The sequence below is a fragment of the Pseudomonas reinekei genome (genome assembly GCF_001945365.1).
Classification (GTDB): Bacteria; Pseudomonadota; Gammaproteobacteria; order Pseudomonadales; family Pseudomonadaceae; genus Aquipseudomonas; species Aquipseudomonas reinekei.
Window position 1 is genome coordinate 435,106 of the sequence record NZ_MSTQ01000004.1, and the last position, 12,691, is coordinate 447,796.

Annotated in this window: 12 protein-coding genes; 5 read left to right on the forward strand and 7 right to left on the reverse strand. The window is 53.7% G+C overall.

Annotation, left to right across the window (positions count from 1 at the left end; genetic code table 11):
• Window positions 1-50 precede the first annotated feature (50 nt).
• The 3 genes from BVK86_RS08870 to BVK86_RS08880 all read right to left on the reverse strand — a co-directional run bounded on the left by BVK86_RS08870 (window position 51) and on the right by BVK86_RS08880 (window position 3,209).
• Entirely contained in the window at window positions 51-1,046 is a 996-nt protein-coding gene (locus tag BVK86_RS08870; RefSeq protein ID WP_075946058.1) for a 3-hydroxybutyryl-CoA dehydrogenase, read from the reverse strand.
• Window positions 1,046-2,149 (reverse strand): NAD/NADP-dependent octopine/nopaline dehydrogenase family protein, encoded by a 1,104-nt coding sequence (locus BVK86_RS08875; protein ID WP_075946059.1) that lies wholly within the window; start codon window positions 2,147-2,149, stop codon window positions 1,046-1,048. The genes BVK86_RS08870 and BVK86_RS08875 overlap by 1 nt, the downstream gene beginning before the upstream one ends.
• A gap of 91 nt (window positions 2,150-2,240) precedes the next feature.
• Window positions 2,241-3,209 carry an AraC family transcriptional regulator gene (locus tag BVK86_RS08880; RefSeq protein ID WP_075946060.1) on the reverse strand — a complete coding sequence of 323 codons (969 nt, stop codon included), beginning with the start codon at window positions 3,207-3,209 and terminating at the stop codon, window positions 2,241-2,243.
• A 268-nt stretch (window positions 3,210-3,477) separates the two neighbouring features.
• On the opposite strand from BVK86_RS08880, the gene BVK86_RS08885 reads away from it, so the two are divergent.
• Together BVK86_RS08885 and BVK86_RS08890 are read left to right on the forward strand one after the other, a co-directional pair.
• Window positions 3,478-4,818 (forward strand): spinster family MFS transporter, encoded by a 1,341-nt coding sequence (locus BVK86_RS08885; RefSeq protein WP_075946121.1) that lies wholly within the window; start codon window positions 3,478-3,480, stop codon window positions 4,816-4,818.
• A gap of 85 nt (window positions 4,819-4,903) precedes the next feature.
• On the forward strand, window positions 4,904-5,503 hold the full coding sequence (locus tag BVK86_RS08890) for a hypothetical protein (RefSeq protein WP_075946061.1): 600 nt from the start codon (window positions 4,904-4,906) through the stop codon (window positions 5,501-5,503).
• Window positions 5,504-5,573: 70 nt separating this feature from the next.
• Here the strand turns inward: BVK86_RS08890 and BVK86_RS08895 are convergent, their stop codons facing one another.
• On the reverse strand, window positions 5,574-6,707 hold the full coding sequence (locus tag BVK86_RS08895) for a muconate/chloromuconate family cycloisomerase (RefSeq protein WP_075946062.1): 1,134 nt from the start codon (window positions 6,705-6,707) through the stop codon (window positions 5,574-5,576).
• 69 nt (window positions 6,708-6,776) lie between these two features.
• On the reverse strand, window positions 6,777-7,562 hold the full coding sequence (locus BVK86_RS08900; RefSeq protein WP_075946063.1) for a dioxygenase family protein: 786 nt from the start codon (window positions 7,560-7,562) through the stop codon (window positions 6,777-6,779).
• 211 nt (window positions 7,563-7,773) lie between these two features.
• On the opposite strand from BVK86_RS08900, the gene BVK86_RS08905 reads away from it, so the two are divergent.
• The 3 genes from BVK86_RS08905 to BVK86_RS08915 are packed head-to-tail and all read left to right on the forward strand — an operon-like array spanning window position 7,774 to window position 10,702.
• Window positions 7,774-8,571: an IclR family transcriptional regulator domain-containing protein gene (locus BVK86_RS08905; protein ID WP_075946065.1), complete on the forward strand. Its 798-nt coding sequence runs from the start codon at window positions 7,774-7,776 to the stop codon at window positions 8,569-8,571.
• 27 nt (window positions 8,572-8,598) lie between these two features.
• On the forward strand, window positions 8,599-9,609 hold the full coding sequence (locus BVK86_RS08910) for a cyclase family protein (RefSeq protein WP_075946066.1): 1,011 nt from the start codon (window positions 8,599-8,601) through the stop codon (window positions 9,607-9,609).
• A gap of 13 nt (window positions 9,610-9,622) precedes the next feature.
• Window positions 9,623-10,702 carry a maleylacetate reductase gene (locus BVK86_RS08915; RefSeq protein ID WP_231977943.1) on the forward strand — a complete coding sequence of 360 codons (1,080 nt, stop codon included), beginning with the start codon at window positions 9,623-9,625 and terminating at the stop codon, window positions 10,700-10,702.
• Between the two features lie 46 nt (window positions 10,703-10,748).
• Here the strand turns inward: BVK86_RS08915 and BVK86_RS08920 are convergent, their stop codons facing one another.
• Together BVK86_RS08920 and BVK86_RS08925 are read right to left on the reverse strand one after the other, a co-directional pair.
• Window positions 10,749-12,083: an alginate export family protein gene (locus BVK86_RS08920; RefSeq protein ID WP_075946067.1), complete on the reverse strand. Its 1,335-nt coding sequence runs from the start codon at window positions 12,081-12,083 to the stop codon at window positions 10,749-10,751.
• A gap of 79 nt (window positions 12,084-12,162) precedes the next feature.
• Window positions 12,163-12,633, reverse strand: coding sequence for a Cif family virulence factor (locus BVK86_RS08925; RefSeq protein WP_075946069.1), 471 nt, complete (start codon window positions 12,631-12,633; stop codon window positions 12,163-12,165).
• Window positions 12,634-12,691 lie beyond the last annotated feature (58 nt).

Sequence of the window (12,691 nt, forward strand, 5' to 3'; positions counted from 1 at the left end):
ACGGTCGACCGGATGGCTACGCGTGTCTTGAGCCATCCGGGCATCGCTTATCAGGACTCTGAAGAGGCTTCGAATACAGGCATTTTCCCCATAAGCTCAAGCCGCTGTATGTACTGCTCTAGACGCTGCTTCTTGTATTGGCTCAGGTTGACGCCGTCATAGTTGTAGAAGCCCTGTCCATCCCTCATCCCATTCCGATGGCTATGCATGTGCTCCGCGATGATGGAGGGAGATGTGAATCTAGGTGAGAGCTGCTCCACCAAGTACTTGGATCCGTAGAACAGCGTATCCCCCCCTCCCCAATCAATGAACTCAAGAAGGCCCAAGACCGAGAAACGTAAGCCAAATCCAACGTTCACCGCAGTGTCGATTTCCTCAGCGGTTGCCAACCCTTCTTCGACCATACGGGCAGCCTCGTTCATCACTAGAGCCTGCAGGCGTGGCACGATATAGCCGGCAACAGGAGCGCAGACGACCGGCACCTTTCCAATTTTTCTCAGCATCGAGGACAGACGCTGAACGACATGCTCGGATGTTGTGGCGCTCCGGCTTATCTCAACCAATGGCATGAACATGGCTGGGTTTAACCAGTGTGCGTTCACGAAGCGCCGTGGATTGCTGACGAATTCGGCGAGCTGGGTCACTAAAAAAGTCGATGTGGTTGAGGCGATGATGGCATCGGGTGAACACTGCTCTGAAAGCCAAGCAAAGCAGCTCCGTTTGATATCGAGCACTTCGGGTACCGCTTCAAAGATAAGTTCAGCACGAGCAAAATGAGGTTTCGCCGTTTCTCGGCTGCATATCTGAATCCGCTGATTGACCCGCTTAAGCTGGTTGCTGGTCAAAAGCCCCAAGCTCTGCAGTGACAGCAATTCTGCCTCAAGGCTGCTACGCACTTCGTGGCAGTAAATCTCCGCATCGCCAGCCAGTCTTTGCTTCAGATCGATGAGCGTGACTGAGAAGCCGGCATAGCTGAAAGCAACGGCCATACCCTCACCCATGCGACCTGCGCCGATGATGCAAATCGGGGGACTGGAATCATTCATCAATGCCATCCCTCATTCAGGAGACGGGCCATCTCCTGACGATCCAATCCGGCCAGGCCCAGCGATTCAAGTGTGCGACCAGATTGATATAGGTCTACGCCGCACACCGCTTCAGCGATGCTCAGAAGCCCTCTTGCCAACGGTGTTTGAACCCCTGCCCACTTCCCTATGGAAACAAGAAAAGACAAACCGAGGGCAGTATCCTCCAGCATATAGCGATGCGATTGAAGATCGATCTTCTCTCTCCAATCGCCACTGTCAGTGGCTTTAACATGTGCACTACGCCCGTACATCCACTCATCGCCGTCTGGTGCGTAATGATCTGCCAATGGAAAGTGAGGAGCGCTGTATCCCAAGGCGTTTCGAATCGCTATACGCTCAGCGTCCAGTTGGTCAGTAACCCGACGGATTGAAGGAACAGTGCCTTCATTGTGTATGTCCCAAGCAGCAAAATGCTCCAAGGGGCCCGCATTCATAAGGATCAAAGGCGGATGAATGATGGGCCCCGCGTTCATCAGCGCACCACTGACAGCATCCCCAGCAGGTTCTACCGCTGGGTAGGCCTCGCGAAGCTTGGAAAACGCAAGGTTGCTCAGCTTGGCCGGGAAAACACCTGTCGGCAGTCGGGTAGCATAACCGCTGATGGTGAGGCGGTTTTCGCCGTGCTTACGAGCCAAATATGGCAACGTGCCTGTCTCGGCGAAGGCAACTTGATGAGTGTTCCCTGCCTGGCGCATAGCGTTTGCGAACACCAAGCTGCCTAGGGTTCCTGGAGGGAAGAAAACGACTTGACCGTCTTTGAACAGCTCCGCCATTTCCTCAGCAAGACTGTCATGAGTGGTTGCAGGTAGTGCGACCACCAATAGCTCTGCATGATCGACCGCCTCGCGCAACGTCTCAGCGACCTGCAGCAAATCCGCCTGCCCGCCCAGCCCGATAAGACGGATGCCGGCATGATCCGTGACCTCAAGCCCCCCTGAATCTTTCAGGCGCCGCAGGGCATCAGTGTCTCTGCGCCAGAGCTTAACTGAATGCCCCTTTTCGGAAAGCTCGACGGCAGCAGCGTAGCAACCATGACCACCTCCAATAACGCTAATTTGCATGACCACTCTCCTCTGTAGGTCGAGTCATGCTATCGAGCGGAATCAACGGACTCTGCCCCAAACGCGCAAGCAAAATTCCTAGTGCGAAACGTCAACAATGCTGCTTGAGCGTGACTGAAGGTAAACAGCCAAATTCTTTCCGATAGTGCGTCGCAAAATGACCAATGCTACTGACGCCATGATCCAGAAGAATGTCGGTGACGCTGGTCTGCCCGTTGGCAGTTTTGAGGGCCTGATGGACTCTAGCAAGGCGCCGCGAGCGCAAGTATTCCGTTGGTGTTTGATTCAGAAATCGTGCGAAGCCATTCTGCAGAGTCCGAACTGATACCCCGCACTGCTCTGCAACCTTTACCAAAGTCAGCGCCTCATTCAGGTGCGATTCGATGTAATCCTGTGCCAGCCTCACGTGCCGAGGCATCAGCGAGCGGCGGTCGAGGTTAATCAGTGCCGAGTAGTTGTGTGGAAGCTGGGTGAGCAGCACGGAAACCGCGTATGCAGACACACCAAGCCTCATTGTGTCATCCATAGGATGTTGATGAAGGGCATGTATGTGCTCAATGGAACTGCGAACAATCTCAAGACCCTGGTGCTGCGGGTCAACACACATCTGAAAAATCAACGGCTGGGTGAGCGCTCGACCGAGCATGACCTGGAGCTGGCTCTCCAGTGCGGAGCGCTCAACTCGCAAGAGCAGATTTCTACATTTTTCATCTGTTTGAATGGTCGAATGCTGTGAGGGAGAGGAAACGGTAATTGTCCCCTTTCTCAGCACAGCGACATCTCTACCTTGGGATACCTGGCCGGCTCCCTGAAGGGTAAATCGAAGCAGGTAATAGTCTTGGATATCGCCAATGTCGATCTCCACCGCTGCTCCGTACCGCAGATCCAACAATGCGCAATCGCCAAAGCATACGCCGTACAGCTGTGAATGGAGCGACCTCGATTGCTCCAGGCGCATTCTGTGAGGCCTGAGGTGTTGGCTTACAACGTCCTTGATCTGGCCGTAGTCCGAGGAGTCGACCAGGCAAAAACGCTTCAGTACAGAATCTTCCACCCACATGCCCGCCACCCACCTCAGAAATAATGGATATTTCCATCAAATTTACACCACTCGGCGGTTTTTTGCACGCATGGAACGCGGGCTTCGCATCTCGGATGGTAGGAGATTTTTCCATCATTTAAAAACGATGATGGGTTGCGATGGCTGCATGAGAACGCAGGCGATGAGCTTGTTTTGGGCGGATTTCACCCAGCCATCTGTCACGAAACGTAGCCCTAAAAAAATGCCACTAAAGCCGACAATAACTAACCGGGGCAAATCATCGATTATGAACAATCAGAGTGACGTGAAGTCGCCACAAAAAACCTACATGTACGAGTGGTACGTGGTCAGCGTATGCATGCTTGCGTACATTTTTTCCTTCATTGATCGCCAGATCCTGGCGCTCATGATCGAGCCCATCAAGCGAGACATGCAGCTGACCGATGTCCAGTTCAGCTTGCTCCACGGATTGGCCTTCTCTCTCTTCTATGCATTCATGGGAATGCCGATCGCAATCTTGGCCGATAAGTTTTCCAGACCGCGCATTATCGCGATCGGGATAGCTTTCTGGAGTCTGGCTACAGCGGCTTGTGGCCTGAGCAAAAACTTCACGCAGATGTTCCTGGCCCGACTTGGCGTTGGGATCGGTGAGGCCGCACTTTCACCCGCTACCTATTCGATGCTGAGCGACCTTTTCCCCCGCAACAAAATCGGACGGGCGCTAGCCGTTTACTCGATAGGTTCGTTCATCGGTGGCGGGATCGCCTTCCTGATAGGTGGCTACGTCATCGACCTGCTGAAAAACCTGGACACCATTACGCTTCCTCTGATCGGCCAGATGTACCCTTGGCAGGTAACATTTTTCATCGTTGGGTTGCCCGGCGTGCTGGTGGCGTTGCTCATCATCTTGACCGTGAAGAATCCCCCTCGTGGAAATTTGAAGGTGGATGCGGAAGGAAATGTAATCAAGCCAAGCCTGAAAAACACCGTGGCCTTTTTGAAACAGCACCGTCAGACCTTTTTCTGCATGTATGGTGGCTACTCCTTCGCGGCCCTCAGCCTTTTCTCGATGATGAGCTGGGCTCCTGCATTCCTGATGCGTAAATACGGTCTTAGCCCTGCGGAAACCGGCTACATCCTTGGCGGTGTAGTCCTGGTCGCTAACACTGGAGGCGTACTGTTCGGCGGATGGTTGGTTGATTGGCTGGCTCAACGCGGCTACAGCGATGCGCCGATTCGCGCCGGCGTCATCGGGGCTTCAGCACTGCTGATACCTGTGGCAGCTTTTTCGCAGGTAGAAAGCTTGCCCGTCTGCCTCACGCTCCTAGCCATGGCAATGTTCTTTTCTTCAATCGCGATGCCAGCGGCGAACGCTGCTACCCAGATCCTTCCACCTAATCAAATGCGAGCTCAGGTGAGCGCTGTCTTCCTTATGATCTCGAATTTGATTGCACTGGGTATTGGCACGACTCTGGTTGCATTGATAACAGACAAAGTATTCAAAAATCCAGCTGCGGTGGGCGACTCCATCTCCCTCGTCAACGTAGTCGCTTGCCTTCTGACATTAGTCTTGCTGAGTTTTGGTTGCTCCCAGTACAGAAACAGCCTTGAGCGCGAGGGTAAGTAACATCCCCTTGAAGCAGGGGTGGGTCAGCCCCTGCTTCACTGGCGCGCTCACTAGTTTCGATCGACGCTTAATAGGAATTGCTTCAATGAAAACGCTTTTGGCAATACTGGCTGCCTTGGCTGCTGCTCCAGGCATCGCATCTGCAGATGCTTCGAATAACTCCAATAACCCCGAGTTCACGGAACTCTTTCAAAAAGAGCTCACTAACAGAGCCACGGCGAGGAAAGCGGCTGACATTTTTCGCAACAGAGATAGTGGTGAAGGCCAAGCCGAGTTCTGGGGCAGCTACTATAGGCTCGAGGAAATAACTCTCAGCATTTATACCCCCGTCGCTAAAGAGCTGTCACTTGAACCTAACAACTTCATGGCAGGCATCAAGAGTTACGCGGCTGCTGCATTTCAGTGGATTGCACCGGAGAAATTTGTAGGGACGCTACAGGGTGCGACTGCAAAATATTTGGAAGAACTCAAGAGTTCCAAAACGATCGTACCACTGAAGCATTCAGCATTTTATGAATACGTCCTCGATCAAGAGGACATACAGGTGAAGGCGCTTTCGTTAGCTCAGCAACACAATTATCAAGATGCCAAGTCTCTCGTCGACTCATTCGCCGAATGCGCCATCAAGAAGACCACTGACCTTGCAGCTGAATGCTCAGCCCAAGCGCCTTCTTCAGATATCTAAGCCAGGTAACCAAGAAGGTAGAACGATCTTCTCGTTCTACCTTGTAGCCGCAAGGCTCATGGCTCATGGCTCAATGCAGAACGTCGACACTAAGGCTGCGAATCAGGTCTTCATCCAGAACCACCCCAAGGCCTTCTCCTGTAGGGACGTCCAAATGACCATCGATCGGAAGCAAAGGCGCCTTCACGATATCAGCCTGCAAACGCAGCGGGCCAAACAGTTCTGTTCCTAGCTGGAGGGAGGGCAGACTTGCATATATGAGCGCACTTGCCGCAGTGCCCAGAGAGCTTTCCAGCGCTGTACCACCGTAGATCTTCAGCCCTGATGCCGATGCGACCGTCGCGACCCTTTTAGCGGCGAGCATTCCACCGTCCCGGTTAGGCTTGAGCGAAACCGCCGAAGCAGCGTTTGCGGTGGCAACTTCAAATGCTGAACGCAGGTCGGTCAACACCTCATCTGCGATGATCTCCATCGAGGTCGATGCTTTCAGCCGTGCCGCACCATGCAGGTCAAGGGCGGCAAGAGGCTGTTCAATGCATTCGACCCCAGCCTCTTCAAGGACAGGAAAATATCGCAGCGCTGTGCCTAGATCCCAACCCTGGTTGATATCGAGGATGATCGAAGCCCGCCCTCTAAACGCCTCGGCGATCCCCGCAACCCGCAACAATTCAGCGTCTGGGTCGCCGCTGCCAAATTTGAGCTTGAAGCGGGTGTGCCCGCGAGCTTGGATGGCTCGCTCACCCTCAGCGATGTCACCGCCCTCACTTCCTGTGGACAGCGTCCAAGCAACCTGAAGGCGGTCACGGCACCGCCCGCCCAACAAGGCGGAAGCAGAAACACCCAACTGCTTGCCAACCAGGTCGAATGCTGCCATTTCCAACGCGGAGCGAGCAGCGGCATTCCCCTTTACCGTTTTGCTGAGGCGATAACTGAACTCTTCCAACCCCCGAAAACGTTGGCCTATGAGCTGTGGGCCGAGATATTTAACAACCGCCGCCTCAACTGCCTCAATACTTTCCCCCCCCCAATAAGGCCCGCCCATCACAGTGGCTTCACCGACACCCTCGATCCCGTTCTCATCAATGAGGCGCACGAGAAGAAGATTCAGCCTATCAAGAGTACCGAAAGACATTCTGATAGGCTGACTGAAAGGTATATCCAGCCGTTGCGCGAGCACCCGCCCGATTACGAATCCCTGAGACATGGTCATTTCTCCAACGTGAAGAAAAAACCCGACATTCAAGCCGGGCTTTATGTATCTACATCCAGCAATTTAGGCTGGCATTTCAAAATCGTAGCGATAGATATAGAACGGTTTACACAGCCCTCGGCGGGCGATCTCAGCGGTATCAGTGACGTGCACCAGTTCACCAATCAACCCTTCGCGAACCGCGTTAGCTACGTCGGTTTCCAGATACTCCCCGCCTGAGAAGTACAACTGAGAGGTCATTTCATGGTGTTTTGGATGGCGGAGTTTCATATGCAGGTGAGCGGGTCGGAAGTAATGGCGACCCAGCTGGCCTAGCACGTAACCGGTAGGGCCAGACTTCGGAATTTCGTACGGAGGTGGGAGGATAGTTTTGACCTCAAAATCACCCTGGTCATTGGTGTGAAAGCGCCCGCGCAGGTTGAAATGGGGGATACCTGGGTGAATCTGAGAATAAAGCCCTTCCGCATCTGCGTGCCAAAGATCAATTTCCATCTCGGCCACCGCGTTGCCTTGAGCATCGCTGACATGGCCCTTGAAGAACAGAATATCCCCAGGTTCGTCGGGACGCTGCGGCATCACTGCAGGGGATGACAGCAGCGGAGCACCTTCAAAATAGAATGGGCCTTCAATGGCCTCAGGGCTCCCCTGCCTGCCAATGTTGCTGGTGTCAGTTGCCTGAGCCTCGAAGAAGACGTCGAAAAGCAGCGACTCTTCGCCTTTTTTGATCGAATCGATAATCAAGTCAGTCGCGGCTCGGTACTCATCGTGGCTAACGCGATGCCGACGCATGAAATCCAGCAGGTCTGACTCCAGGGCAGTGACAAGTTCGGCTAAGCGGCTAACGGCCATTTTTTATCCTCCTGCTGCTGAGCGCCTGAACGGCTCGCAGCAATGCTTGTTGTAATTTTCGGAACGAGTAAATGCATCCCGAATGCGCAAACCTTGAGTAAAAATCCGCATCGATGTACGCTATGCGTACCATCTGTACGGCTTGAGTACATCGTGCTTATAATCCGCCTGCGTGTCAACACCAGGCCGCCACGCAACTGAAGGGCTAGTCATGAATAAAGAGAGAACTGAGGATCGCAATGGGGACTTCATCCAATCCATTGAGCGCTGTATGGCGGTGATTTCCTCGTACACCCATCAGTCCGCCGCGAGCACCCTTAGCGAGGTCGCGAAACGGACAGGGCTGAGCAAACCGACAGCGCGGCGCATACTCCTCACGCTGGAGCAGCTGGGGTATGTCAAACAAACGGAATCGTTGTTCGGACTAACTCCGAAGATGCTGGAGCTGGGCTATGCCTATCAGTCCTCACAAAGCCTGACCCAGATCGCTCAAGCCCAGCTTGAGCAACTCACCGATCTTCTCAATGAAAGCACTTCGCTGGTGGCACTGGACGGGACTGATGTCATCTACATCAACCGCGTTCACCGACACCGGATTACGAGCATCACCCTGGCGGCAGGCACCAGGTTGCCAGCACACGCCACTTCATCCGGCCATGTACTACTGGCGGGCCTGACAGGCCGCGCTCTTGAACGATACTTCGAAACGGCCACCCTCAAACCTCTCACCGATCGGACGATCAGTGATCCGGATCAGCTTCGTCAGCGCATTGACGAGGTGCGAGCCAGAGGATGGGACGCTGTTGATCAAGAGCTGGAAATTGGACGTCGCTCGCTTGCAGTTCCCGTTTTTGACCAGCACGGCAATGTCACTGCCGCCCTTTCCCTGTCGACGGGCACTGCTGGAAAGAGCCTCGAAACCATGCGTGAGGACTTCCTGCCTCACCTCCTGAATGCAGCTAAGCAAATCAGCAACGCACTTGGTTACTACCACAACAAATCCACGTAAAAAACAATAGATAGAGGTGCATTAAAGATGACTGACACGTCCAAATCCCTGCCGACATACAAGCAGTTGTTGGAGCGCAAAGACGCGCCTCCAGGCTCCAGCTGGGGCCTTTTTGGCAAAGACGATCAGGTGGGGACGCTGAACCTGATTGATAACGCCGCACGCTTGCGAGGCATCGCCTCTGCAGTTGAGGGCAAGGCTTTCAGCCTCGATTTGCCATCAACCTCTATCTACCCTTCCCTGGCACCAACGCGCAAACCCATCACCCATCACATTTTCCAACGCAATGACTTCCACCATGATGAGTGGCTGGATAATTTTTACACCCAGTACGGAAGTCAAATCGACGGCTTGCGCCACATCGGCCATCCTGAATATGGCTTCTACAACGGTTACGACCACACCCAATTCAAGCCTGGCACCGACACGCTGAGCATCCACCATTTCGCTGCGCTTCCGATTGCCACGCGCGGAGTCTTGATCGATGTCCAGCGCTACATGGCCAAGGCAGGCCTCGATCTTGATCAAGCAAGCGGCCAGGCTATTTCGGCGCAAGTACTCGAAGCAGCCAGAGTTAGCCAAGGGGTGACGATCGAACCTGGTGATGCGGTCATCATTCGTTTCGGATGGCTCGACTACTACCTGAATCGTGCCAGTGAAGAGGCCCGAACCAATCTCGTTACCGAACAGTTCCACCCTGGCCTCGAACAATCCGAGAAAACCCTCGCCTGGCTGTGGGACAACCGGATCAGCATCATCGCCGCTGACAACTTTGCCCTGGAATGCTGGCCAGCTAAACCAGAAAGCCCCTTCTTCACCCCCGCCGAGGTTAGACATGAGGCGTGCAGTGTCCATGCGGGCATCATGCACCGAGCAATCATCCCTCTCTTGGGCATGCCAATTGGTGAGCTCTGGGCCATTGATGCGCTGGCAGAGGCCTGCGCAGCCGACGGTCGCTACACCTTCATGCTGACGGCCGCCCCGCTTCCGATCGTGGGCGGTGTCGGTTCCCCAGCAAACGCCATCGCAATCAGATAAGCAGGTGACAATAGTGGAAAACACCAATCAACTGGCCACCCCTTTCGTTTACACCAGCGCGCCCTCAAGGGTCGTGTTCGGTACAGGCACCTTGAGCCGCTTGGCACAGGAAATCGAACTGCTAGGCCTTAAGCGGGTGTTGATCGTTGGCACGCAAAACCAGCGGTCTCAAATGGAAGCACTCAAGGAAGTCATTGGAGCCAATGCTGTTGCGCTGTTTGACGGCGCGGCCATGCACACGCCCGTGGCAGTCACCGAGCAAGCAATGGCCATCGTTGCCCAGCTCGATATCGATGGCGTTGTCGGTCTTGGTGGTGGTTCAAGCATCGGCTTGAGCAAAGCCATTGCCTTCCGCACAGGCCTTCCTCAGATCGTTGTGCCTACCACCTATTCAGGCTCGGAAATGACAGCGATCTTGGGCGAGACCCAAGATGGCCTGAAGATCACTAAAAGCGATCCTCGTATCCGCCCTGAAACCGTCATTTATGACGTAGAGCTGACAACCACCCTGCCGGTGGACATTTCCGTCACGAGCGGGATGAATGCCATTGCTCACGCGGTGGAAGCACTCTACGCCCACGATACCAATCCCGTGATCGCCGCCTTGGCAGAAGAGGGCGTACGTTCGCTGGCTGCTGCTCTGCCTAAGCTAGCGAAATCGCCGGACAATATCAGCGCGCGTGAGCAGGCTCTGTATGGCTCCTGGCTTTGCGGTATCTGCCTGGGATCTACTGCAATGGCCATCCACCATAAGCTGTGCCACACCCTGGGCGGAACATTCGATCTGCCACATGCACCAACGCACACAGCGCTGCTGCCGCATGCCTTGGCTTACAACGCTGGTCATGCGCCTCAAGCGATCGAACGCCTGAAACGGGCGCTCAATCACGACAACCCAGCTGTTGCGCTGTTCGATCTGGCGCAGTCGCTTGGGGCAGAAATGTCACTGAAGAATCTGGGAATGCCTGAAGAAGGGATTGATCGGGCAACAGATCTTGCCTTCAAGAACGTCTACCCGAATCCGCGTCGGCTGGAGCCGGAAGGTGTGAGACAAGTGATTAGCGATGCATGGAATGGGAAGCGCCCCGCGTAGTACCACAGGCGGCAATTGCTACCACGCATAGCAATTGCCGCCTTTTTCAGAATGTGAAGTTGAAGATCAATTGTCCGTACACATTCAGGTTGTTATCGCCCAGCTGTACCCCGCCATGATCAGCATCCGCGCTGGGTTTGTACAGGCCTACAAGAGGGCTGACTACCACATTGGGCGTTGCGACCCAGTCCAGGTACAAATCCAACTCCTGACCATCAAAATTCACGGCATTGCCTTTATGCAGCGTCGAGAAGTCGTAGAGCAGCGCTCCTACACTGACGGTATCTGAGGGTTGCCCCTTCAGATAAAGCATGTGCGTTGAGTTATTGCTGTTGAATGGGCCGGCGTAGTTAGCTGCAACTTCGCCTTGGAACCAGGTGCCGTAACCGCGAGAAAAACCGTTGAACAGCGCATCCCATTCTTTGGAGTAGCGACTATACCGATAGCCGATTGTGGGCTTCCATGGTTTTTCACTAAAGGTGTAGGCGGCTTCAGCGTTCCAGGCAGTTTCTCGGCCACTCGGGCGATCCTCGATCGCATATTCTGCGTTCAAGAATAAGTCGGGAACACCCGCGTTACCTTGAGCCCTGATGCTATAGACGTCCATGTCACCGCGCTCGGCGTAATAACCGGTGGCCAGTTGTTTATCAACAGATAGGCCCTTGAGGTAGGTCAAACCGACTGTCCCCCGCTCTTCCGTGTATTCAAGGGTCGAGAACGCCATCTCGGTGTCTGCTTGGGCGGGGTTGTCGGACTTGAACCACCCCACCATGCCGTGAACACCCTCTTTACCGCCCAGTCGGAGGATCGCCGTCCGATCGAAATTGCGGCGCGCCGTGATGTAATAAGCCCCACCGCGATTCCACTGATCGTCCAGAAGTCCCTTACCGAAGTTCAATCCGTCACCCGCGATCAGGAAGCCATCCCCGATATAGAGCGGCTGACGTCCAAACGAAAAATCCAGGCCATCTTTTCCGAGTGCAGGGAAAATATCACCAGAACGCCACCCTAATGAGGCGTCCTCAATCTTGGTCAAACGCTCTGAACCATTGGTGAACCCTCCCGCATCTCCGTCACCAAAAGATCCAGACGTAACCATGCTGAAAGCGCTGTACAACTGACTGGAGTCACCAGCCGGAAGAGTACCGCTGAGCCCATATTTAACAAAGCCCTCTTGCCAGTTGGACGACCCAGCGTTCTTATTGCCCCATTGATTGTAATTCTTGCCACTGTGAAACAAACCCATCGCGCCACTCAAATCGAAATTAAGCGTCTTTGAGTCATCAGAATAAAGCTGAATGGCCTGAGCGTTGAAGATAACGACACTTACAGCCAAACCGAGGCTTGCTCTCGACATCAATGTAATTTTATTTTTAGACATAAGAACACCTCGATCCTATACAGACCACTTCACATTTTCATTTGTTATATAAGCCAGCATAAGCTGGCTGAGTCACTTCTTAATTTGGCATTGCACCATTGGCAAACATGTCAGCGACGATCCGCCAATCATTACCAATTTTCTTCCATACAAAAAGACTTTTCATTTGGAATGGGGCAGACGCGTCAGCAGGCGTCACATTCCAAGTAACCCAGGTATAGGCCACATTATCAGTCAGCTGCTTGAAACGATTGAGATCGATGGTGGTAGACTTGGAGCTTTCCATCAAGTGGCCGATAAGACCAACCAAAGCTTGATGCCCTGTGTAGAGTTCCGGAACGCCCTCCCCTGTGATTTCGGTTTCATCAACATACATTGACTTGACGATATCCTCTGGCTTTTTATCTGCCCAAGTCTTGGCGAGATGCTGCAACTTTGAAGAAATTTGCTCCTCATTTTTTCCTTGAGCGATTGTAGCCATTGAAACGGCGGGGATCATGGCGATCGCAGAGCAGATAAAAATAGCGCCACACATGGCACGAATGTTCATAGCAATATCCTCGTTTAAGGTTTTTCAGGTAAACAATAAGAACTTTCCTATCGTTCGC